The sequence below is a fragment of the Verrucomicrobiia bacterium genome, assembly GCA_035495615.1.
Classification (GTDB): domain Bacteria; phylum Omnitrophota; class Omnitrophia; order Omnitrophales; family Aquincolibacteriaceae; genus DATJFP01.
This window is the reverse complement of sequence record DATJFP010000090.1, coordinates 1-22583: the sequence shown is the minus strand read 5'-3', so window position 1 is coordinate 22583 and position 22583 is coordinate 1. Positions and strand designations below refer to the sequence as shown.

Genomic DNA, 22583 nt, shown 5'->3' with positions numbered 1-22583 from the left:
GCGGTAATGCGGTTGCGGTCATGATACTTGTAGCCGTAGCGGCCTTCGTCGCACATCCACCACTTGTTCACGCGCTCGTTGAACCGGGGCTTGAGGCGCTTGACCCTTTCGCCTTTGCCGTGCTGCGGGCGGTCGAGGTTGTAATGCACCTGGATGTTGCAGCCGCGCGAGCAGCCGTTGCAGATGGAATCTTCTTCCTTCAGGTACCAGACGCGGATCTTAAAACGAAAATCGCGATCGGTCAGCGCGCCCACGGGACAAATGTCCACGGTGTTGCCGGAATATTTGTTGTCGAGTTCCTTGCCTGGCGCCACGGCGATTTCCGTATGGTCCCCGCGCTGGATAAAGCCGAGCTCGGAAGTCTTGGAGACTTCGTCACAAAAGCGGATGCAGCGCGAGCAAAGGATACAGCGCTCCGCGTCCAGCATGACCGTGGGCCCGAGCGGCACGGCCTTGGGCTTTTTGACTTTGTCTTCGCCCAGCCGGCTGTTGTACAGGCCATGCTTCATATAATAGTCCTGCAGCCAGCATTCGCCCGCCTGGTCGCAGACCGGGCAATCGACGGGATGATTCAGCAGAAGGAATTCGAGAACATGCTGGCGGGTCTTCAGGACCTGTTCGGTCTGGGTCTTCACGACCATGCCATCCGCCGCCTGGATATGGCAGGCGATCTGGAGCTTCGGCGTCTTTTCGACTTCGACCAGGCACATGCGGCAGTTGCCGGAAACGGAAAGGCCCGGATGATAGCAGTAGAACGGAACGTCGATGCCGCACTTCTTGGCCGCTTCGATCAACCGCGTTCCCGCCGGGACTTCGATTTCTTTTCCGTCAATGGTGAGCTTGGGCATGAATCTCCCTTTCCCCTCCGCGTTTTTTCGCGCCGCCATGCAGTTCCGAAAGCATGTCGGGATTGGACTTGCGTTTGGCAATATACTCCTCGAACTCCGCGCGGAATTTTTGCGGGTAGCTGCGCAGCGGCATGGCCGCGCCGTCGGCGAGCGCGCAAATCGTGGTGCCGCCCATGAACGAACAGATGTCGAGGAGATTGTCGATGTCTTTAGCACGCCCGTTGCCGCCGACCACGCGCGAGAGAATGCGGTGCACCCAGCCCGTGCCTTCGCGGCACGGCGAGCATTGGCCGCAGGATTCATGCGCATAGAAACGCATCGTGACCATGAGCGCTTCGACCATGTTGGTGGTTTCATCCAGCACCATGACGCCGCCGGAACCGGCCATGGTGCCGAGCGCTTTCAGCTGGTCAAAGTCCATGCCCACGTCGATCTGATCGGCCGTCAATACCGCGGCGGAAAGGCCTCCGGGCACGACCGCTTTCAGCTGGCGGTCTTCGCGGATGCCGCCCGCGTGGTTGTAAATCACGTCACGCAATTTGATGCCGAGCGGCAATTCGTAAACACCCGGCTTTTTCACGTGGCCGCTCACGCACAAAAGGCGCATGCCGCCGTTTTTCGGAGAGCCCAGGCCCGCGAACCATTCGGCGCCGCGGTTGACGATGAAAGGAAGGTAAGAAAGCGTTTCCACGTTGTTGATGACGGTCGGGCAGCCGAAAAGGCCGACGACGGCCGGGAACGGCGGCTTCAGGCGCGGGTAAGCGCGCTTGCCTTCGAGCGATTCCAAAAGGCCGGTTTCTTCGCCGCAGATATAAGCGCCGGCGCCGCGGTGGATCACGACTTCGAGATCGAAGTCCTTGCCGAAAATCTTTTTGCCGAGATAGCCTTTTGCTTTGGCTTCGTCGATCGCCTTGTTCATGATTTCGGCCGCCGCCGCGTACTCGCCGCGGATGTAAACGTAGGCCTTGTGCACGTTGTTGGCGAAAGACGCGAGGATGATGCCTTCGAGCAGAAGATGCGGCGCGTGCTGCAGGATGTATTTGTCTTTGAACGTTCCGGGCTCGCCTTCGTCGGCGTTGACCGCGAGGTAAACGGGCTTGCCCGTATTCTGCGGGACAAAGCTCCACTTCATGCCGCAGGGAAAACCCGCGCCGCCGAGGCCGCGCAGGTTGGACTTCTTCACTTCTTCGATGAGCGACTCGCGCGTCATTTTATCGAACGCGCTGCGCGCGGCATTGTAGCCGCCGTCTTTTTCGTATTCGTCGAGCCAGAACGTCTTGCCCTCGACGAAATATTTGGAGATGAGCTTTTCCATTATCCTTATTTCATCCAACCGTTATTTTCTGTTTCTTCAGCGTTTCCAATTTGCCGTTTTTGACATCGTCGAGCAGCACGTCGATTTTCTTGGTCGTCACGCAGCCGATGTACTGGCCTTCGTTCACCTGGAGCATGGGCGCGATTTCGCAGGCGCCGAGGCATTCCACCTGGTCGAAAGAGAACTGGCCGTCGGCCGTGATCTCGCCCGGCTTCACGCCGAGCTTTTCCTCGAGGTAGCGCGTGATCTTGTCCGCGCCGAGCAAGGAGCACGCCAGCGTGCGGCACACGTGAATCTGGGTCTTGGCGCGGGGCTCCGAATAAAAAAGCGTGTAAAAGGTCACGACTTCGTGAACGTCGATAGGCGGAAGGCCGAGATAATGGGCCACCGCGGCTTCGGCTTCGTGCGAGATGTAGCCGTAATGGTCCTGCACGAGCCGCAGGATCATGAGGATGGCCGCGCGTTTGGTCTCGTATTTGGCGACGAGAGCGTCCGCCTTGGTTTTAATTTCGGGAGTGAATATCTTGTCGAAGTTGTTTTTGTCCATCTCAGTGATCCAGTTCCCCGCCGATCATGTTGACGGTGCCGAAAGTGGGAACGATGTCGGCCATGGTATAGCCGTTGATGAGTTTCGGAAGCGCGGCCACGATCATGAAGCACGGCGGCCGCACGCGCACGCGGTAGGGCCGGTCCGTGCCGTCCGACACGATGTAAAATCCCAGCTCGCCGTTGCCGCCTTCCACGATGGAATAAACTTCGCCTTTGGGCGGCCGGATGCCGTGGCCCATCATCACGTACTTGAAATGATTCATGAGGCCTTCGATGTTGCTGTACGTGTCTTCTTTCGCCGGAATCAAGGCGCGCTTGTTGTCGGCTTCCAGCTTGGAATAAATCTCCTTGTTCGCGCCGCTCAGCGTGGGGTCGAAGTCCGCGTTCTTGCCGCAGACGCCGCTGATGCGCCCCATCTTTGCCTCGTCGATCATGTACTCCGCGGGGACTTCCTCGCCCTGCATGTTGAGAAGGACGGGCCCGCCGGGAATCTGGTCGAGCGCCTGCTCCACGATCCTCAGGCTCTGCTCCATTTCTTCCATGCGGCAGAGGTAGCGGTCGTAATTGTCCCCATGCGTGCCCACGGGAATCTCGAACGTGAAGCGGTCGTAAACCGAGTACGGCTGCGCGCGGCGCACGTCATAGTCGACGCCCGTCGAGCGCAGAAAAGGCCCGGTGATGCCGTAGGCCATCGCGTCTTCCTTCGAGATCACGCCGATGTCTTTCATGCGGTCCACGAAGATGCGGTTTTTCGTGAGAAGCGCGTCGACTTCTTTGAGGACTTTGCGCGTTTCCTTGATCACGTTGCGGCATTTGTCCGCGAAATCCGCGGGAAGGTCGCCTTTCACGCCGCCGATGCGCACGTAGGAAATCGTGAGGCGCGCGCCGGTCACTTCCTCGATGAGCTGGTAGATGAATTCCCGCGCTTTGATCATGTAAAGGAAGGCCGTGAAGGCGCCCAATTCCATAGAAGATGCGCCCACGCACGTGAGATGGTCTGAGACGCGCGAAAGCTCGCTCATGATCACGCGGATGTATTCCGCGCGTTCGGTGATCTTCAGGCCGAAAAGCTTTTCCACCGCCATGCAGTAGCCCTGGTTGTTGATGAGCGGCGACACGTAGTTGAGGCGGTCCGTGTACGGGATGACCTGGAGATAACCGCCCTGCTCCGACATTTTTTCGAAGCAGCGGTGGAGGTAGCCGATCTCGACGTCGGAATTGACGACGATCTCGCCGTCCAGCTCCGTGATGATGCGGACGATGCCGTGCATGGCCGGATGCTGAGGACCGACGTTCAGCAGCATCGATTCCTTGCGCAGTTTTTTGGGAATTTCCTGCTCTTTGACTTCCATATTAATTCACGGGCCCGATCAGGGGCTGTCTCTTGTTGCAGGGATAGTCTTTGCGGAGCGGATGCCCCACGAATTCCTCGTACATGAGGATCCTTTTCAAATTCGGATGGCCGTCGAAGCGAATGCCCATCATGTCCCAGACTTCGCGCTCGAGCCAGTCGGCGATGGGCCAGAGGCCGGTCAGCGTGGGCATGTGCGCGTCTTTCTCGTCCACGCGCACTTTCACGCGCAGGCGGTGGTTCAACCGCAGCGACAGGAAATGATAGACAATTTCGAAGCGCGGTTTTTCTTTCAAGTCCTTGCGGTCGACGGCCGTGAGGTCCACCAGCATGTTCATGTCCGCCTGCGGGTCTTCCTTAAGAAAACGGACGACTTCGAGGAACGACTCGCGCTTGACCACCGCGGTTTCGTCCCCGCGGAACTCGTGCGTCTCGACGACGGCGCCGGGGAATTTCTCTTTCAATTTTTCGTGAAGCTGCGGCATGCGTTGTCCGGGGATGTTCAAACTTCTTGTTTCTGAGCCTGTATTTTGTCCTGCAATTTCATGAGTCCGTCGAGCACGTTTTCCGGACGCGGAGGGCATCCGGGAATGTAGACGTCGACGGGGATAATCGTATCGATGCCCATCACGGTCGCGTAATTGTCGTAAAAGCCGCCCGTGCAGGTGCACACGCCGAAGGCCACAACCCATTTCGGGTCGGCCATCTGGTCGTAGATGTGTTTGAGAACGGGCGCCATTTTGTGCGAAATCGTGCCGACGACGAAGAGCACGTCCGACTGACGCGGCGAAAAGCGCGGCAGACCCGCGCCGAAGCGGTCCACGTCATAATGCGAGCACGCGGTCGCCATGTATTCCATGCCGCAGCAGGCCGTGACGAACGGGTACTGGAAAATGGAATATTTCCGCGCCCATCCGATCATGTCGTTGAGGCGCGAGGTCAAATAGCCGCCGCGCGCGTTCTGGCTTACGTCCATTTCAAAGCTCCCTTTTTCCACGCATAAACAAATCCCAGCTCGAAGACGGCGAGAAAAAAGAGAACGGCCCCGAAAACGCCGAAGCCGAGCTCGTGGAGATTTACCGCCCACGGGAACAGAAAAATAAGTTCGATATCGAAAATCACAAACAGGATGCTGACCAGGTAAAACTTCACCGCATGCCGGCCCGTAGGCAGCTCAAACGGGGGCTTGCCGCACTCGTAAGGCATATTCTTGGCGGCGTTCGGTTTCCGGGGGCCGAGCGTCTGCGATAAATAAATAAAAAGACCGGAGACCCCGATGGCCATGAGAAACATCGCCAGGATTCCCGCGTAGTCACTGAGCATTACGACTCTCCGTAACTTCTTGAATGGAAAAGAGTAATCATATAACAAACACGCCGATTATTCCAGGGCCAATTAATTGAAAAGTCCCTGCAGGCGCTTGCAGGCTTTTTCCGCGAGGGTGTACTGCGCGTTGCTCTTCAAGGCGTTCTGGTAACATTCTAACGCCCTTGTCCAGTCCCCTTTTTTCTCCCAGATTCTTCCCAAGTTGTAATAGGGATAGCAGTAGGAATCATAACGCTTGGCCTGGATGGCCTTTTCCAGCCACTCGACCGCGTCGTCCGGCCGTCCCTTTTCTATTAAATAAGCGCCGATGTCGTTGTACGGATTTCCATAATCCGGATCCAGGTCAATGGCCTTCTGGCATTCCTCGATGGCTTCATCGTACCGGCCCTGATAACTGTAAGCCCATCCGAGAAACGTATACGCCTCGGCCGTTGGCAGGACTTCCAGCGACTTCTGGTAAAGGGAGATCGCCTCGTCCAGCTTGCCCTGCGTCTGTTTCTCGTAGGCTTCCTGGAAAAAGCGGTGCGCTTCCTCGCTGTAAAATCCGTCCGGCATGAATCCAACCTTTTGGGAAAGACCCGCTCGAAGAAGAAACGGGCCATGTTTTTTTCAACTTGGGGAAAAGTAGTATAGCAAAAAGCAGGAAAATTTCTACGTCCATAACTCCTGTTCCCAGCTTGAGATACTGGAAAGCGCCTTTACACCCTTCCGAAGGGCTGTTAAGATCATCATAGCTTTGTCGATTTTTTTAGTTATTGATGACGTTTGCTAACGCCGTCCGAATCATGGAGGCATCGATGGACAAAGACAGGAACAAGGATTTTATCCAAGGGGAACCCGGCATGAGCCCGGCCGCTATTATTCTTCTGGTGATCGCGATCGTGGCCGTCACCGCAATCTTGGCGTACGTGTTCATCCAGCACGGGCAGGCTTTGTCGCTCCCCAAAGTACCGAAGTAACCGGGATCCTTCCATTATAAAAAGCGGGTAGGGATCAATGCCGTCTGACCCAAAGCTCGACAGCTTGCAGGGACTCAAGAACGAAGGCATCGAAATCAAAGCCCCGCTGTCTCCCGAATATCTCGAAATCCTCTCCGCCGACGCCCTGCGCTTTCTTGCCGAACTCGCCCGCAAATTCGAGCCCGTGCGCCAGGACCTTTTGAAGCGGCGCCGCCTGCGCCAGCAGGAACTCGACGCGGGTAAAATGCCCGACTTTCTTCCCGAAACCCGCAAGGTCCGCGAAGGCGACTGGAAAGGCCCAGGCATTCCCAAAGACCTCGAGCAGCGCACCGTGGAAATCACGGGCCCCGCCGACCGCAAGATGATCGTGAACGCGTTGAATTCCGGCGCGAATGTCTTCATGGCGGATTTCGAAGATTCCAACACGCCGACCTGGTCCAACAACATCGAAGGGCAGATCCACCTGAAAAGCGCGGTGAACCGCTCGCTCGCGTTTACAAGCCCCGAAGGTAAACATTACGAGCTCTCGCCCGTCACCGCGACGCTCATGGTCCGGCCGCGCGGCTGGCACCTGTCGGAAAAGCACATGACCGTCGACGGCGCGCCCATCTCCGCTTCGCTTTTTGATTTCGGGCTTTATTTTTTCCACAATGTTCATCATTTGATCGAACGCGGCACCGGCCCTTATTTTTATCTTCCCAAAATGGAAAGCCACCTGGAAGCGCGGCTGTGGAACGACGTCTTCGTCTTCGCGCAGGACAAGCTGAGCATCCCCCGCGGCACGATTCGCGCCACGGTGCTCATCGAAACCATTCTCGCCGCGTTCGAGATGGACGAGATCCTCTACGAATTGCGCGAGCATTCCGCGGGCTTGAACTGCGGCCGCTGGGATTATATCTTCAGCTTCATCAAAAAATTCCGCGCGCAGAGCGGGTTCGTGCTTCCGGACCGCATCCAGATCACGATGGACCGCGCTTTCCTCAAGGCCTACGTCGAACTGTTGATCAAGACCTGCCACCGCCGCGGCGTGCACGCCATGGGCGGCATGGCCGCGCAGATTCCGATCAAATCCGATCCGTCTGCGAACCAGGCCGCGCTGGAAAAAGTCAGGCTCGACAAATTGCGCGAGGTGCGCGCCGGGCACGACGGCACCTGGGTCGCGCATCCCGGGCTCATCAGCGTGGCGCGCACGGCCTTTGAGCAGCACATGAAAGGCCCGAACCAGCTTGGCGTGAAGCGCGAGGACGTCGTGATCAACGCAAAGGACCTGCTTTCTCTTCCCGAGGGCGAGATCACGGAAAACGGCCTGCGCAAAAACATCAACGTCGGCATTCTCTACCTGGAGGCCTGGCTGCGCGGTACCGGCTGCGTGCCGCTGTACAATCTCATGGAAGACGCGGCCACCGCGGAGATCTCACGCACGCAGGTCTGGCAGTGGATCCACCATAACGCCTGCATGGCCGACGGTAAGTTCGTCACGCCCGACCTGGTCCGAACTCTTCTTCTGGAGGAAGTCGCGGGCATTCGCAAGAGTCTCGGCGACGAAAAATTCGAAAAAGGAAAATACGCACTTGCCGCGCAGCTTTTCGAGGACATGGCGACAAGCAAGGAATGCCCCGAGTTTTTGACGCTCGTGGCTTACGATTACCTGGACTAGACCGTACTCCGAACCCCAAGGAGAATTTATGGCCTCTTCGAGCAAGCATTATCCGTCGGCGCGGGAAGTCAACCGCGCGTGGAAGACCTCATCCCGCTGGAAAGGCGTCAAGCGCCCTTACACGGCCGAAGACGTGGACCGTTTGAAAGGTACGATCCACCGCGAATATTCCCTCGCCAAAGCCGGCGCGGCGCGTCTGTGGAAGCTCCTTAATGATGAAAGCTATGTGCATGTCCTGAGTGCGGTGACCGGGAACCAGGCCGTGCAGCAGGTGCGCGCGGGCCTGAAGGCTATTTACGTGAGCGGCTGGCAGGTGGCTGCGGACATGAACAATTCGCTGCGCATGTATCCGGACCAGAGCCTCTACCCTTCGGACAGCGTGCCGTACCTCATCAAACGCATCAACCATTCGCTCATGCGCGCGGACCAGATCCACCACCTGAAAAACGACCACAAGATCCACTGGATGGCGCCGCTTGTCGCGGATGCGGAAGCCGGATTCGGCGGACCGCTGCACGCCTTCGAGATCATGAAGATGATGATCGAGGAAGGCGCGGCCGGTGTGCACTTCGAAGACCAGCTCGCCTCGGTCAAAAAATGCGGGCATCTCGGCGGCAAGGTGCTGGTGCCCACGCAGGAATTCATCACGAAACTCGTGGCCGCGCGCCTCGCGGCCGACGTGAGCGGCGCGGACACGATCCTGATCGCGCGCACCGATGCGGACAGCGCCACGCTTCTGACAAGCGACGTCGATCCTTACGACCAGCCGTTCATCCACGGCACGCGCACGCACGAAGGTTTTTACCAGGTGCGCGCCGGCATCGAGCAGGCCATCGCGCGCGCGCTGGCTTACGCGCCGTACGCGGACCTTTTGTGGTTCGAGACGTCGAAACCCAACATGGCGCAGGCGAAACAATTTTCTGAGGCCATCCACAAAAAATTTCCCGGCAAGCTGCTGGCCTACAACTGCTCGCCGTCGTTCAACTGGAAATCGAATCTCGACACGAAGGCCATTGCCCGTTTCCAGAAAGAGCTGGGAAAAATGGGCTACAAATTCCAGTTCGTGACCCTCTCGGGATTCCACGCGCTCAACTACAGCATGTTCATGCTCGCGCACGATTACCGCGATCACGGCATGAGCGCCTATTCGCGGCTGCAGCAGGCGGAATTCGCCGCGGAAGACCAGGGCTATGAAGCCGTGCGCCACCAGGAATTCGTGGGCACGGGCTACTTCGACGCGGTCACGGAAATCGCAAGCCAGGGCACTTCGTCCACGACAGCCATGCACGGATCCACGGAAGCGGACCAGTTCAAAAAGCCCGCCCGCAAGCGCCGCTGAGCCTGCGCGGGTTGCGCAGGGACGGCCTCACGGCCCGCCGCCCGCATTCCCGGACACGCTCAACTTCTAGCTTTATTAAGCATTATTTTCATTCCATTTTGCTTCCCCGCCCCTCGTGCTACCTTTAAAAGAGAACTACTTTTAAGGAGGCCGGGGTCTGCTTATGTGGCTTCAAAACCACGAAATCAAGACCATACAACAGGTGATCCGCAACAGAAAAGGCATGCTGCTTTCCCGCCTGCTCCAGGACGTCTTGAAGGAAGCGCCGGCGACGGACCCCATGCCCGCCGGCTGCCCGGTCTGCCGCCAGAAACTGGTTTCCAAGGCCTTTCCTTACCTGGAATTTTTCGTGAAGGCCTGCCCCAATCAGCACGGGCTCTGGATGAGCGCGGAAGTCTGCACCAAGACGCGCGGCTTCATCCAGGAGCAGATCGCGATGCTCGCGCGCCGGCAGTACCACCTGAAACTCTCACTCATCTGCGCCTCCGTCCTGCTCCTCATGAATCTCATGGTCCGTGCGAGCAACCCGCTCGGAGATTTTCTCCGCCATCGCGCGCAGACGATCGAATACCAGCAGGTAAACGAAGATCACTGGCCCCTGCGGGTGGACCGCGATTATTTTCCCATGCCCATGCAGTCCGCGGCGCTCGGCCGCGCCGAAGAGATGTTTTATTTCCAGCAGCTCGTCGACCTCTTGAGCGAGGCGCTCTCCAACCGCATCAACATCGACGCGGTCCTCAAAACCCAAAAAGAGCCGGACCGCTACTGGGCGCTTTATGATTTCTACCGCAACCAGCAGGGCGCGGTCGCGGCGCGCCTCGAACAAATGGAAGTCCCGGAAAAGCTCGCGCCGCTGCACGAAAAAATCATGGCCGCGCTCGCAAAGCAAATGGAGTTCTACGAAACGCTGACGCGCGAAAAAGCCAAAGACGAGCACGCGGACGTGAAAAGCCTGGCGCAGGACCGCGCGCTGCAGGCCTCGAACCAGCTGCTGCAGGAAGCGCACGCGCTTCTTCTCACCTTGTACCCCGATCTCGACAAAGCCGCGCGCCTCGCCGTGGAGAGCCGGTTCATCTGGCTGGAAATCTCCTGAAAGCCGTTTTCGCGCGAAAAAAAGTCATTTTCATGACAGATCCCCTTCGATCAATCTTCTCCATGACCTAGCGTCGTTTTCAGAATGAAAAATATTTTGCGTTCCTTGTTTGACAAGGCCCGGGGCCGCGGCTAATCTCCCCCGTATGAACAGCACAAGGAATATCGTCCTGGGCGCCATGTTCGCCCTCGTTCTTGGTTTCAACGCTTCCCATGCCTTCGCCATCACGGTGGACGGCCAGTTGAATGACTGGGGCGTCACACCCGGCCCTTACGGCTCTTCCGACTGGACCCCGAATGCCGGCGTTTCTTATTTTGAGGAAGACCAGAACCCTGGAATTTACTATCTTTCCCCGGGCTACGGCGGCCAGGATTTCGATGCCGAGGCCATTTACTTCACACGCGATAATACCTTCGCTTACTTTGCGGTGGTTTCGGGATTTCCTCTGGACGGACGGTATTATCAGGGCCAGCAGTACGACGCGGGCGATTTTGCGATCGATTTCGGCAGCGACGGAATTTACGATTTTGGCGTGGAAACGCGCGGCGCGGACCGCGGCAAGGTCTACAGCAATCCTACCTGGATCAATCCGCTCTTTACTTCCTGCGGGCCGTATGCGATGGCGACGGGAACTCTGGTGGGAAATTCGGCTTTCTTTTACAACAACACCACGTACCTGGCCAACGGCCATTACGTTTTCGAATTCGGCATTCCGATTTCGCTCTTTGGCTCCAATTGGTCGGCGGCGGATTACATCCCCGACTTCACGGCGCATTGGACCATGAGCTGCGGCAATGACTGCGTCAATCTCACGGTCGAACAGGTTCCCAATTCGCCGGAACCGAACACGTTCGCGCTTCTGGCCCTCGGGCTCACGGCCGCGGCCGCGTTTTCTTTCTCCCGCAAGCGCGGGATTCCCGCTTTCTAAACTCTACCCCATCCTGTCTTCCAGAAACTCCTGCAGCGAATTCGCCTGATAATACGGGTTTTCTCTTTTTTCCTTGCCGATCGTGGAGGTGGGATCACGGTCGTAGTGATGGCCGGGAAGAAGGATCACGTGCTCGGGCAGCCTGCCCAGCGTCTGAAGGCTGGAATACATTTGTTCGGCATTGCCTCCCGGAAGGTCGCAGCGGCCGCAGGCGTTGATGAACAGCGTGTCGCCCGACACGAGATGGTCTTCGATCATGAAGCACTGAGAACCCGGCGTGTGGCCGGGCGTGTGGATGAACGTAATCGTGAAGTCCCCCACCTTGAGCTGATGCCCGGAATCAACTTTGACCACGTCGCTGCGCATGCCCTTCATGAAAGGCGCCTCGTTTTTATTCACGTAAAGCCTTCCGCCCGTTTTCTCCAGGAAAGTTTCCGCGCCGTTGCAGTGGTCGTAGTGCGTGTGGGTGAGAAGCGCGCCCGTCACTTTCATCTCGTCCGAGTCCGCGATCTTGAGGACGGCGGGCACGTCCCAGGCCGGATCCACCATCACGCATTCGCCTTTCTTTTTGTCCCCGATGAGATAAATGAAGTTATCCATGGGCCCAACGAGCAGCTGCTTGAGGTAGAGGTTCTTAGCGGGAAGCGGCATGTTTGCGGGTATTTTCCAGATAAAGGATTTCGATGAGCGGCCCTTCCTGAAGTTTCATGCGCGATCTTTCTTCGAAATGCCGCGGCAATTCCGGGTAGTAGGCGTCGCCTTCGAAGGCCTGGTGGATCAGCGTGAGGTAAACCCCGTCCACGTCGTCCAGCGTCTGCTGGTAAATCGTGGACCCGCCGATGATGTACGCTTTTTCCGTGGCGACGTTCGCAAAGGCGTCCTGCAGCGAGCCGAAATAAGAGACGCCCGGGTCCGCGTGATGAGCGCGGCTCAGCACGAAGTTCGCGCGGCTGGGAAGCGGGCGTCCGATGCTCTCGTAAGTCTTGCGCCCCATGACGACGGTCTGGTTCAGCGTAAGCTGCTTGAAATGTTTAAGGTCCGCGGAAAAATGCCAGGGAAGCTTGTTGTTCTTGCCGATGACCCGGTTTTCCGCCATGGCCACGACGTGATAAATTTTCTTGGGGCTCTTAGAGTCCATCAAACCGCGACCGGCGCCTTGATGGCCGGATGAGGATCGTAGTTTTCGATCGCGATGTCTTCGAACTTGAAGCCGAACAGGTCTTTCACGGCCGGATTGAGTTTCAGCGTGGGCAAGGGCCGCGGTTCACGCGAGAGCTGAAGGTTCACCTGCTCCATGTGATTGGAATAAATGTGGAGGTCGCCGAACGTGTGAACGAAGTCGCCGGGCTTCAGGCCTGTCACCTGCGCCATCATGAACGTGAGCAGCGCGTAGGACGCGATGTTGAACGGCACGCCGAGAAAGGCGTCCGCGCTGCGCTGGTAAAGCTGGCAGGAAAGCTTTCCGTCCGCCGCGTAAAACTGCACGAAGCAATGGCAGGGCGGAAGGGCCATCCTCTCGATCTCGCCCACGTTCCACGCGCAGACGATGATGCGCCGGCTGTCGGGATTGTTCTTGATCGTCTCGACGGCCTGCTTCATCTGGTCGATCGTGCGGCCGTCCGCGGTTCCCCAGGCGCGCCACTGTTTGCCGTAAACCGGCCCGAGATTGCCTTGCTCGTCCGCCCATTCGTTCCAGATGCTGACGCCGTTGTCCTGCAGGTATTTGACGTTCGTGTCCCCTTTCAGGAACCAGAGCAGCTCGTGGATGACGGACTTGGTGTGGATTTTTTTCGTAGTCAGAAGCGGAAAACCTTCGGAGAGGTCAAACCTCATCTGATAACCGAAGGTGCTGATCGTGCCGGTCCCGGTGCGGTCTTTCTTCGGGGTGCCCTGGTCCAAGATGTGACGGAGCAAATCAAGATAGGCTTTCATAGGTTTCCTGGGTGAAGATGCCGCATTATACCCTTCTTTAAAAGGCCCTGCCAGTAGGGAAATTACGCGGAAGGCACGGACGCCGAGGGCTGGGGTTCCGGAGCGGCGGGCGACGCAGCGGCAGCGGCGGGAGAAGCCGCAGGCGAAGGAGCCGCCTCTTCCGCGGCTTTTTCTACCGCGGAGAAGAGTTCGGAAACAAACGTGTCCGGCACCGAAAAAACCGTTTCCGTGCGCTTGACGCGCAGCGCGCGGGAGCCTTCCCGGCCCGCGGCCGGGCCGCCGAATTCGAGTACCCAGGCTTTTCCATAAGTAGGCCTCACCTCGATGGAGTCTGGCGCTTCCGGAAAAAGAGCGGGCGTGACATTTTCCTTTTCTACCGGCGCGACCTTTTCGTCCAGGTCTTCCAGGAGCCTGAGCTCCTTTTGGAAGAGGGCCTTTTTATCTTCCGTCTTGCTCAGGAAGACTTCCTTGCCGCCGCGGCGGAGCAGGACTTCCTTGACCTCCGAGCTGCGGATTCCGAAAGGATTATCCAGATAAAAGAAGGCGTCTTTCACGGCAATGCGCTCCACCGTGTAAAACGGAATTTCAAAAACTTCTTCGGGATACAGCGAGTTCCGGATGAAATACTGCTCGGCCTGGCCCGGTTTCGCGGCGATCTCGATCACGGCCGCGTCCGTCCCCTCCAGGGTCACGGTGATTTTCCAAAGCGGCGCCTGGAACCCGTAATCCGCTTTGGGATCCACGGCGCGGATGCCCATGGCGCCGGAAAGAAACTGCAGGTATTCCTGGACCTTTTTTTCGTCCAGCGCGAACGCATGGCCGATCTTGGAAAAGGCCCAGGCCTCGGGCTTCGCGGCGGCGGCAGGCTGTTTGACAAGGCCGGCCTGCGTCACAGGCTCGCCCGGTCCCATCTTCAGGACCTGGATTTCACGCACGAGCGACGTGTCCGAGCGGAAGAATCTCAGGTCATGCCAGTATTCCGCCGGAGGCTCGCCCGCTTCAGGACCACTCTCGACGCCGAGCGATTCCAGAAGCGGCTCGTCCACCGCAAAAACCTCAGCCGAATCTTTCAGGCGCACGAAAACCGAGCCGGCCCCGGAGGACTTCGCTCCGATCAGGAAATGCGTCAGGGATTTATCGCCGTCCAAAAGATGAACGTGAAAGGCTTCTTCGTCTGCGATTCCGTAATCGGCCAGAAGCGCCTTGTCCGTGGAGCGCAGCTCGCCTTCCAGGGACTTCAGCCGTCCGAGAAGGGCGTCCACTTTGTGGTTATCCGCGGCGCTTTTCCAGGCACCGGAAATTTTCCATCCCTTTTCTTTAACCAGCTCGATCGAAGACGCTTTCTCGCCTTTGCCGATCACGATCTTGGAAACCTTGGCGGCATCGAAATCCGCTTTGAGAGAAGTGGTGGCCGAAGCCGCCAGGTACGCCGGCCGGCGCAGCTGCTTGATCGCGATGCCCACGCCGAGAAAGAAAAGGATGAGCCCGAGGACAAGAACGTGCGAGGACTTCATGAGATAGCGGCGAGAGATTTGACGTAGGCCTGTTTCGCGCGCCTTCTCCAAAGCACGCGCATGGCCCAGAGCCCGGCAATGACCAGCGGCGAGAAAAACGTGACGAAAAGCCGCCAGAAAAGTTTTTGAGCCGTAGAGATCCTGCCGAGCGTCGGGTCCATGGCCTGCTTCGAACGGATCGAAACCAGGCCTTCGCCCAGCGTCAGGACGTCGACGGCATTCATGATGAAATTAAGGTGCCCGCCAACCTGGATCAAATGCTTCTGGAACATGGTCGCGTCGCCCGTCACAATGAGATTTCCGGGCGCGGGTGTGACCGGCGCCAGAGTCGGCTGCGGCTGGGGTTCGGGCGCGGGCGCTCCGGGCTCAGGCTGCGGCGCGGGCCAGGCCGGGACCGGCTTGCCCGCGTAAGCGTCCGCGAATTGCCCCTTCACCCACACGGCCAGAGGAAAAGGCCCCTGCTCGATGGCCTTATCCTGCGTAAGATCGCGCGGCACGTAACCCGCTTCGGAAAACGGGACGGTCCAGGAATGCGCGCTGGACTCGAAAAGCATTTTCGTTTCCAGGCCCTCGGATTTCAGCTTGGCCGCGTCGAGTTTCAGCGCGCTGCCCCACAGATAAAAAAGCGGCGGAAGCTGCGAGGTGATCGAAAGGTCTTTGTTCATCTGCCCGGACGCGACCAGGATATGGATGGGCGCTTTCACGGGAACCGAGATCGCAAACGGCCCGAGCTGCGCGCCGCCTGCGATGGAAATGACTTCGTTCTGCTCGTCGGCGAGCACGTTGGCATCGAGCTCCACGCCCCAGGCTTCCAGCAGCGGGTTGATCTCCGGCTTCTTGGCGCGGCCCACGATTTTCAGCCGGCCGCCCGTGGGATCATAATCGAATTCGTATTGCTGCACGCCCAGGAAAACCGAACCGCCGCCCACGAGAAAGCGGTTGATCTCGAAACGCTGGCGGTCGGTGAGCTCTGTCGGTTCCAGCACGATCAACGTCTTCACGCCTTCGGGAAGGGGCTCCTGCTCGTCCAGCCGGACCCGCGCGACTTCGTAGCCTTCTTCTTCGAGCATGGCGTTCACGATCTGGTATTCGTCCTGGCGGTAGCGGTCCGGGATTTTGCCGCCGCCCAGCTGCATGAGCAGCGCAGCCATGTTCGGGTCCATGGCCTGTTCCTGGAAAGGCGCAACCATGGCGATCTTGGGTTTTTCCGCGAGCGTCATGCGGAAAATTTTCGAGGCCACGAGATATTCGAGATTATAAATACTGTCAGGCATGATCTGCGGGATGACTTCTTCGGGTTTTTCTTTATACGCCAGCGTGAGCGTGGAATAAACCAGCCGCACGCCCATTTCGTCCGCTTCCACGGACTGGACCTGGAACGGGACAATGCCTTTGTTCTGGGCCTTGGCTTCGGCCGATTCCTGCCCCTGCTGCGCCGCGGCTTCGGGATCGGTGATGTTGGCGGCTTCCATGTGGAACACCTTATATTGAAAGCGTCCGCCCGAAGCCACGCGGAATTCTTCGAGCTTTCCCACCACGTCCTGTTCGAGGGTCTTCATGCCCGCGGGCATTTTCTCCGACGGAGAGATGTACAGTTTCGCCAGGACCGGCGCCTTGAGGTCGTGGAAAATTTTCACGGTCGCGTCCGACACGGTGTAGAGCCTGCCGCGCGTCAGGTCGAAACGGCCGAGATGCACGTCCCCGAGAAACCAGTTGGTCATGAGAAAAATGCCGCAGCCGATCGCCGCGGCCGAAGCGAAAATCGCTTTCGCGCGCGGGCGCATGCGGCCTTCCAGCCAAAAGCCGTTCAGCGACAGGAACAACCCCGTGCCCAGCGCGAAATAGATCAGGTCCCGGCCGTCGATCACGCCCTTGCCGAACGCCTCGAAGCGGGAAGCCGAGCCCACGTATTCCTGGAGGAACGTGCCGAGCCCCGGCCACCATCCGTCGATCGAGGCGGACAAAAATTCCATGCCCAAAAGATGCAGCGCGAAACAGGCCAGCATGGCCAGGATAAACGCCACGATCTGGTCCGCGACGAGGCCGGAAACAAAAATGCCGATGGCCAGGTAAAAAGCCCCCAGAAAAGCCGAGCCCAGGTATCCTCCCAGGATCGCGCCCATGTCCGGCGTCCCGAGCGCGCGCAGCATGACTGCCACAGGAAGCGTGGCCGCGAGCGCCGCGAGGTAAAACACAAAGCTCGCCAGGAATTTTCCGAGGACGAGCGCGTGCGTGCTCATCGGAAACGTCAGCAAAAGTTCCAGCGTGTTGCCGCGCTTTTCTTCGGCCCAGAGGCGCATGGTGACGGCGGGAAGGAAAACGGACAACAGAAACGGCAGCATCATGAAAAACGAGCGCATCTCCGCGCGGCCCACGAGAAAGAACTGAGTCATGAAAAGCCCGGCATTGATCAGGACGAACACGATGATGAAAATCGCGGCGATGGAGGAATTCCAATAGGCGTTGATTTCGCGGCGGAAGACCGTGGTCAGGTTAGACATGCACGGCCCCCGTCTTTTTCGGGCGAAGGAGCGCGATGAAGATGTCTTCGAGCGTGAGCGCGGGCCTTGCTTCGCCCTGCTCGCGGACTTTCTGCGCCAGCTCCTCGCGCGAACCCTGAGCCACGATGCGGCCTTCGTTCAGGATCACGATGCGGTCGGCCATGGCTTCGACTTCCGACAGGATGTGCGTGGAAAAAATAATGGTCTTTTCCTTGGCGAGGTCGCGCACCAGGTCGCGGATGCCCATAATCTGAAGCGGGTCCAGGCCGGACGTGGGCTCGTCCAGGATCAGGACTTTGGGATCATGGATGAGCGCTTGCGCCAGGCCCACGCGCTGGCGGAAGCCTTTGGAAAGTTCCGACAGGTTGTGCTTCCACACGGATTTGATTTCGCAGGCCTGCTGCAGCCAGTCGAGGCGTTCTTTAAGGCGGCTGCCCTGAAGGCCGCGCGCGCGGCCGACAAAGTCGAGGTATTCGTCGGTCCTCATGTCGAGGTAGAGAGGCGCGGTTTCCGGAAGATAGCCCATGCTGCGCCGCGCTTCGAGAGGATGTTTCAGGATGTCCGCGCCGTTCACGCGAACCGTGCCCGACGACGGATGCAGGTAAGTGGTCATGATGCGCATGGCCGTCGTCTTACCCGCGCCGTTGGGCCCGAGAAGGCCAAGGATTTCCTTTTCGCGGACCTGAAAAGAAATTTCGTTCAGGGCCGTGAAGTGGCCGTACCGCATGCTGAGTTTTTCAACTTCGATCATGAGCCCCTCAGAAACCAATGCCGAGAATTTTATGCCTCGCGCCAGGCGCTGTCAAATCCGGTTATTTTTCCACGCCCATGGCCATGCCCGCGAAAAAGTCGTTGCCCTTATCGTCGCAGACCACGAAGGCGGGAAAATCCTTCACCTTGATCTTGCGCACGGCTTCCATGCCGAGCTCTTCGAAATCCACGATTTCGACCGACAGGATGTTTTCCTTGGCCAGAATCGCGGCCGGCCCGCCGATGGAGCCGAGGTAAAAGCCGCCGTAGCGCTTGCAGGCCTGGGCCACTTTCGGCGAGCGATTGCCCTTGGCCAGCATGATGCGCGAGCCGCCGAGCGCCATGAATTTCTCCACGTAGCCGTCCATGCGCCCGGCCGTCGTGGGCCCGAAGCTGCCCGTCACCATGCCTTCGGGTGTCTTGGCCGGGCCGGCATAATAAATCGGATGTTTCTTGAAATAGTCGGGCATGGGTTTTCCCTCGTCGATCATTTTCTGGATGCGCGCATGCGCCACGTCGCGCGCCACGATCAGCGTGCCGGAAAGCACAAGCCGCGTCTTCACGGGATAGCGGCCAAGCTCTTTCAACACTTCTTCCATGGGCCGGTCGAGATTTACCGCAATCGGAGCGCTCAGTTTCAACGCCTTTTCGTCCGGCACGTACTTTTCCGGATGCGTTTCCAGCTGCTCGAGAAAGATGCCCTCTTCGGTGATCTTGGCTTTGATGTTCCGGTCCGCGCTGCAGCTGACGCCCAGGCCCACGGGGCAGGACGCCGCGTGCCGCGGAAGGCGGACGACGCGCACGTCATGCGCGAGATATTTGCCGCCGAATTGCGCGCCGATGCCGCTTTCCTGCGCGAGGTGGAAAACCTTTTCCTCCCATTCCCGGTCGCGGAAGGCCTGGCCTTTGTCATTGCCGGAGGCGGGAAGTTCGTCGTAATAGCCCGCGGACGCAAGCTTCACGGCTTTCAGCGTGGCTTCGGCGCTCGTGCCGCCGATCACCACCGCGATGTGGTACGGCGGGCAGGCCGCAGTGCCGAGGGAAAAAAGTTTGGTCTTCAAAAATTCCAGGAGCGACTTTTCGTTGAGAAGCGCTTTGGTTTCCTGGTAAAGGAAGGTCTTGTTCGCGGAGCCGCCGCCTTTGGCGAGAAAAAGAAAACGGTACTCGCTTCCCGACGTGCTGTAAATCTCGACCTGCGCGGGCAAATTCGTACCCGTATTTTTTTCGTCAAACATGGAAAGCGGCGCCATCTGGGAATAACGCAGGTTTTTTTCCGCGAAGGTCTCGAAGATGCCGCGGCAAAGGTATTTTTCGTCCTCACCGCCGGTCCACACGCCCTCGCCCTTTTTCGCGGCGACGATGGCGGTCCCCGTGTCCTGGCAGCTCGGAAGCTGGCCCTGGGCCGCAATGGCCGCGTTTTTCAAAAGCGTAAGCGCGACGAACCTGTCGTTCTCGGAGGCTTCGGGATCTTCGAGGATGGCGGCGACTTTTTTCAGGTGGCCGGGCCGGAGATAAAAGGAAACGTCGAAGAAAGCCTGCTTGGCCAGAAGCGTGAGCGCTTCCGGTGCTACTTTCAGGATTTTCCGCCCGCCCAGCATTTCGGTCGACACGTGCTCGCGCGTGAGCAGCTTGTAAGGCGTGGTCTCCCTGGCAAGCGGGTAAAGCTCCTGGTATTCGAAAACCGGCATTCCCGACTCCTTCATGAAATTAGGCGCATTGTATCACAAGACCAAGCCTTGTCTTGAACAGCCAATCCGGGACGGCCCGCGGTCAGGACCGGAGAACCGGAAAACCTCATAAACCCGTGGCATCCTCCGGGAGCCGTCGTTACTATGACGCCTCTTTCCTAGCGAAAGAAATTCATGGGCCTCCTGCCCCCAAGGAGATTTTATGTTTCACAAGATTGTTTACGGCTTCGGGCTTTGCCTGGGGCTTGCCGTTTTTACGGCCGCGCCGGTTCACGCCGCGACCTTCACGAATACAATTGTGTTTCCGGCCTCGACCTCCGCAGTCGACACCACGTCCGGGAATAATCTCGACTTTCATTACGCCCACGTGCTTACGGGCTTTGACGCGAGCCTTTATTCCCTGACTTCAGCCACGCTGTCCCTGACGCACTCCGGCAATCAGAACCTCGGGCCCACCGCGGAAATCTGGCAGGCCTTCAGCGGCCAGAGCACCCTGCTGGGCACTTTGGGGGACAGCCAGACCAAGCCCCTGAAGAATTCGTGGGCGCTTCCGGTCAGTGTGCTCGCGGAAATCGAAAACGGCTCGCCGTGGTCGTTCGACGTATTCCTGTCGGAAAGGACTTCCTTTAATTCTGAAAAAGTGGACCTGCTGCGTTCAGATTTGGAATTCACGGCGGAAGAAAAAAAGAAAACGGAGCAAGAGCCAACGGGGGGATCGGAGCCTTCGACCCCGGTCCGGGCAGACGCTCCGGAACCGGGATCCGCAATGCTTTTCATGCTCGGCCTGGCGATGGCCGGGCTCAGGATTATTTGCGGCGGCCGAAAATCCTGAGCAGGAAGAGAAACATGTTGATGAAGTCCAGGTACAGCGTGAGCGCTCCCAGGACCGCCATCTGCTCAGGCGCGTCCGGATAGTTCTGGTGAATAGCTTTCAGCTTCTGCGTGTCATAAGCGGTCAACGCGATGAAGAGCGCGACACCTGCATAGCTGATGACCCATTCCAGGGCCGGGGACTTCAAGAATATATTGATCAGGCTCGTCACGATGATCCCGATCAGCGCCATCGCGAAAAAACTTCCCATCGAGCCGAGGTCCCTTTTCAGGGTCCAGCCGTAGAGGCTGACGCCGGCAAACGTCGCGGCGGTCATCAGGAAAACCGTGGCGATGGAAGACTGCGCATAAACCAGAAAAATGTACGAAAGGGTCATGCCGTTCAGGGCCGAATAAATGGAGAACCCAATCACGGCGGCCTTCGCGGAAATTTTCTGGGCTTGGGATGAAAGCCAGAACACCAGCCCGAGCTCGACGAGCAGGACGGGAAAGAACAGCCCGCCGTACAAAGCTTTCACCAAGCCCAGGTTTCCCGAAGTCCAGTAAGCCACGAACCCGGTCAAGGCAAGCCCCGCCGCCATCCACTGGTACACACGCTGCATGTACGTCTGGATCAGCGACGGCGCGCCCGACTGGGCATTTGAAGGAAAATTCAACGGTTCCATAGTAACCTCCTCAGAAGTGTCTCGAAAGACACTTTATCTTAACTCCGATTGCGGACAAAAGCTAATAATTGCGGTGTTCGGCCAGGATCTGCTGTTTTTCCAAGTCCTTGAGATAACCCCGATAAGCTTCCTGGCGAAGCGTTTCGGCTTCGGAAATCGTCATCTCCCCGCGTTCCACGGCGTGCTGGAGCTCGGTCGCGTAAAGATCGTATTTTTCATAAAGCGTAGGCCAGCTCCTCTCCTGCTCCATGGTCTTGCAGGAGAGCGACAGGCATGCCAGCGAAACAACCACCGCCCAGAAAACAGGTTTCATTTTACTCCGCCGTAAAGGGTGCTCCGGACCAGGTAAAGGACGGTAAACACCTTGGGATCGATCGCCTTGCCCTTTTCTTCCATGGTCTGAAGCCACGTGTCAATGCCTTTCAAAGGCACTTCATGTACAACTATATTTTCGGTTTCATCGCCTCCGCCTGAAGCGACTTTTTTCAGGCCCAGCGCGCGGAAAAAAACGATCATGGCTGAGGAAGAGCCTGCCGCGGCCGGACCTTCGATCATCCGGACCATTTTCTGGGCCTCGTAGCCGGTCTCCTCCAGGAGCTCCCTCTTGGCCGCTTCCTCCAGCGTTTCCTCATGCTTGGCGACGCCGTCGTTGACCAGGCCCGCCGGAATCTCGATCACGTGGCGGTCGACGGGAACCCGGAACTGTTCGCAAAGGATGATCTTGTCGTCATCGGTGACGGCCGCGATAAAAACGATGCCGCTGCAGTTGATCCGCTCCGCGTATTCCCATGTGCCTTTGGCCACGAACCGGATGTACTGGCCTTCATATAAAACCTTGCGCTCAGGGTTCATCAGAATTCTCCATATCCTTCGGCCGCGCCGTTGCCGCGCGGGTCGCTTCCGCCGATGAGTTGGCCTTCCTGGAAAACGATGGCCTGCACGTTGCCGAGCGGCTTGGCCAATTCGGTCTTGAGCCCCTGGGCCGCGAGTTTTTTCTTCAGCGCCGCATTGCCGGAAAGGGGCGCCTCGAGCTCGACCGGCCCGTCGCGGTTGATGACGCGCGGGCTTTTCAGGGCCTCGTCCAGCGTCATGCCGTAATCGAGGACGTTCACGATCACGTTCAGGACCGCGCCGATGATTTTCGAGCCGCCAGGCGAACCCACGATCATGACGGGCCTGCCGTCCTTTTTGAAAACGAGCGTGGGGCTCATGCTGCTGCGCGGCCGCTTGCCCGGGCCCGCCGCATTCGCCGCGAGCCGGCCTTCGGCGTCGCGCGGCTGGGCATCGAAATCCGTCAATTCGTTGTTCAGGAAAAATCCGCGCCCCGGCACCATGAG

Annotated in this window: 25 protein-coding genes; 6 read left to right on the top strand and 19 right to left on the bottom strand. The window is 58.4% G+C overall.

Going from position 1 to position 22583, the window contains the following annotated elements:
• The 8 genes from VL688_11675 to VL688_11640 form a co-directional block, all read right to left on the bottom strand.
• On the bottom strand, window positions 1-848 hold an 848-nt coding region (locus VL688_11675; GenBank protein ID HTL48707.1), incomplete at its 3' end, for a 2Fe-2S iron-sulfur cluster-binding protein.
• The gene (gene nuoF / locus VL688_11670) at window positions 829-2163 is read right to left on the bottom strand and encodes an NADH-quinone oxidoreductase subunit NuoF (GenBank protein ID HTL48706.1); all 1335 of its coding nucleotides are present in this window, start codon (window positions 2161-2163) and stop codon (window positions 829-831) included. The genes VL688_11675 and nuoF, both read right to left, overlap by 20 nt.
• A gap of 10 nt (window positions 2164-2173) precedes the next feature.
• A complete protein-coding gene (locus tag VL688_11665; GenBank protein ID HTL48705.1) occupies window positions 2174-2710 on the bottom strand; it encodes an NAD(P)H-dependent oxidoreductase subunit E in 537 nt (178 codons plus the stop codon).
• Between the two features lies 1 nt (window position 2711).
• Window positions 2712-4064, bottom strand: coding sequence for an NADH-quinone oxidoreductase subunit D (locus tag VL688_11660; GenBank protein ID HTL48704.1), 1353 nt, complete (start codon window positions 4062-4064; stop codon window positions 2712-2714).
• A gap of 1 nt (window position 4065) precedes the next feature.
• Window positions 4066-4548 (bottom strand): NADH-quinone oxidoreductase subunit C, encoded by a 483-nt coding sequence (locus tag VL688_11655; protein HTL48703.1) that lies wholly within the window; start codon window positions 4546-4548, stop codon window positions 4066-4068.
• Between the two features lie 17 nt (window positions 4549-4565).
• The gene (locus tag VL688_11650; protein HTL48702.1) at window positions 4566-5039 is read right to left on the bottom strand and encodes an NADH-quinone oxidoreductase subunit B; all 474 of its coding nucleotides are present in this window, start codon (window positions 5037-5039) and stop codon (window positions 4566-4568) included.
• On the bottom strand, window positions 5030-5386 hold the full coding sequence (gene ndhC, locus VL688_11645; GenBank protein ID HTL48701.1) for an NADH-quinone oxidoreductase subunit A: 357 nt from the start codon (window positions 5384-5386) through the stop codon (window positions 5030-5032). The genes VL688_11650 and ndhC overlap by 10 nt, the downstream gene beginning before the upstream one ends.
• Window positions 5387-5458: 72 nt before the next feature.
• Entirely contained in the window at window positions 5459-5944 is a 486-nt protein-coding gene (locus VL688_11640) for a tetratricopeptide repeat protein (GenBank protein HTL48700.1), read from the bottom strand.
• Window positions 5945-6186: 242 nt separating this feature from the next.
• On the opposite strand from VL688_11640, the gene VL688_11635 reads away from it, so the two are divergent.
• The 5 genes from VL688_11635 to VL688_11615 all read left to right on the top strand — a co-directional run bounded on the left by VL688_11635 (window position 6187) and on the right by VL688_11615 (window position 11365).
• A complete protein-coding gene (locus VL688_11635) occupies window positions 6187-6348 on the top strand; it encodes a hypothetical protein (GenBank protein HTL48699.1) in 162 nt (53 codons plus the stop codon).
• Between the two features lie 37 nt (window positions 6349-6385).
• Window positions 6386-8005: a malate synthase A gene (gene aceB / locus VL688_11630; protein ID HTL48698.1), complete on the top strand. Its 1620-nt coding sequence runs from the start codon at window positions 6386-6388 to the stop codon at window positions 8003-8005.
• A gap of 28 nt (window positions 8006-8033) precedes the next feature.
• Window positions 8034-9344, top strand: coding sequence for an isocitrate lyase (aceA, locus tag VL688_11625; protein HTL48697.1), 1311 nt, complete (start codon window positions 8034-8036; stop codon window positions 9342-9344).
• Between the two features lie 163 nt (window positions 9345-9507).
• The gene (locus VL688_11620) at window positions 9508-10437 is read left to right on the top strand and encodes a hypothetical protein (GenBank protein ID HTL48696.1); all 930 of its coding nucleotides are present in this window, start codon (window positions 9508-9510) and stop codon (window positions 10435-10437) included.
• Window positions 10438-10582: 145 nt separating this feature from the next.
• A complete protein-coding gene (locus VL688_11615) occupies window positions 10583-11365 on the top strand; it encodes a PEP-CTERM sorting domain-containing protein (GenBank protein HTL48695.1) in 783 nt (260 codons plus the stop codon).
• A gap of 3 nt (window positions 11366-11368) precedes the next feature.
• On the opposite strand, the gene VL688_11610 is transcribed toward VL688_11615, so the two are convergent.
• The 7 genes from VL688_11610 to VL688_11580 form a co-directional block, all read right to left on the bottom strand.
• Window positions 11369-12016: an MBL fold metallo-hydrolase gene (locus VL688_11610; GenBank protein ID HTL48694.1), complete on the bottom strand. Its 648-nt coding sequence runs from the start codon at window positions 12014-12016 to the stop codon at window positions 11369-11371.
• Window positions 12000-12503 (bottom strand): dihydrofolate reductase, encoded by a 504-nt coding sequence (locus VL688_11605; GenBank protein HTL48693.1) that lies wholly within the window; start codon window positions 12501-12503, stop codon window positions 12000-12002. The genes VL688_11610 and VL688_11605 overlap by 17 nt, the downstream gene beginning before the upstream one ends.
• Window positions 12503-13297 carry a thymidylate synthase gene (locus VL688_11600; protein HTL48692.1) on the bottom strand — a complete coding sequence of 265 codons (795 nt, stop codon included), beginning with the start codon at window positions 13295-13297 and terminating at the stop codon, window positions 12503-12505. Before VL688_11600 ends, VL688_11605 begins: the two co-directional genes overlap by 1 nt.
• 62 nt (window positions 13298-13359) lie before the next feature.
• Window positions 13360-14811: a DUF4340 domain-containing protein gene (locus VL688_11595; GenBank protein ID HTL48691.1), complete on the bottom strand. Its 1452-nt coding sequence runs from the start codon at window positions 14809-14811 to the stop codon at window positions 13360-13362.
• Window positions 14808-17312 carry a Gldg family protein gene (locus VL688_11590; GenBank protein ID HTL48690.1) on the bottom strand — a complete coding sequence of 835 codons (2505 nt, stop codon included), beginning with the start codon at window positions 17310-17312 and terminating at the stop codon, window positions 14808-14810. Before VL688_11590 ends, VL688_11595 begins: the two co-directional genes overlap by 4 nt.
• Window positions 17305-18063 (bottom strand): ATP-binding cassette domain-containing protein, encoded by a 759-nt coding sequence (locus VL688_11585; protein HTL48689.1) that lies wholly within the window; start codon window positions 18061-18063, stop codon window positions 17305-17307. Before VL688_11585 ends, VL688_11590 begins: the two co-directional genes overlap by 8 nt.
• Window positions 18064-18124: 61 nt before the next feature.
• The gene (locus tag VL688_11580; protein HTL48688.1) at window positions 18125-19750 is read right to left on the bottom strand and encodes a fumarate hydratase; all 1626 of its coding nucleotides are present in this window, start codon (window positions 19748-19750) and stop codon (window positions 18125-18127) included.
• Between the two features lie 202 nt (window positions 19751-19952).
• Between VL688_11580 and VL688_11575 the strand changes: the two genes are divergently transcribed.
• A complete protein-coding gene (locus VL688_11575; GenBank protein HTL48687.1) occupies window positions 19953-20582 on the top strand; it encodes a PEP-CTERM sorting domain-containing protein in 630 nt (209 codons plus the stop codon).
• Here VL688_11575 and VL688_11570 read toward each other — a convergent pair.
• From VL688_11570 to VL688_11555, 4 genes are all read right to left on the bottom strand, one after another.
• Window positions 20557-21246 (bottom strand): Bax inhibitor-1/YccA family protein, encoded by a 690-nt coding sequence (locus VL688_11570; protein ID HTL48686.1) that lies wholly within the window; start codon window positions 21244-21246, stop codon window positions 20557-20559. The two genes, VL688_11575 and VL688_11570, sit on opposite strands and share 26 nt — an antisense overlap.
• A 61-nt stretch (window positions 21247-21307) precedes the next feature.
• Window positions 21308-21559 carry a hypothetical protein gene (locus VL688_11565; GenBank protein ID HTL48685.1) on the bottom strand — a complete coding sequence of 84 codons (252 nt, stop codon included), beginning with the start codon at window positions 21557-21559 and terminating at the stop codon, window positions 21308-21310.
• Complete coding sequence (locus VL688_11560) at window positions 21556-22098, bottom strand: NUDIX hydrolase (GenBank protein ID HTL48684.1); 543 nt, start codon at window positions 22096-22098, stop codon at window positions 21556-21558. The genes VL688_11565 and VL688_11560 overlap by 4 nt, the downstream gene beginning before the upstream one ends.
• Window positions 22098-22583 (bottom strand): gamma-glutamyltransferase (locus tag VL688_11555; GenBank protein HTL48683.1); only part of this gene is annotated, 486 nt, incomplete at its 5' end. The genes VL688_11560 and VL688_11555, both read right to left, overlap by 1 nt.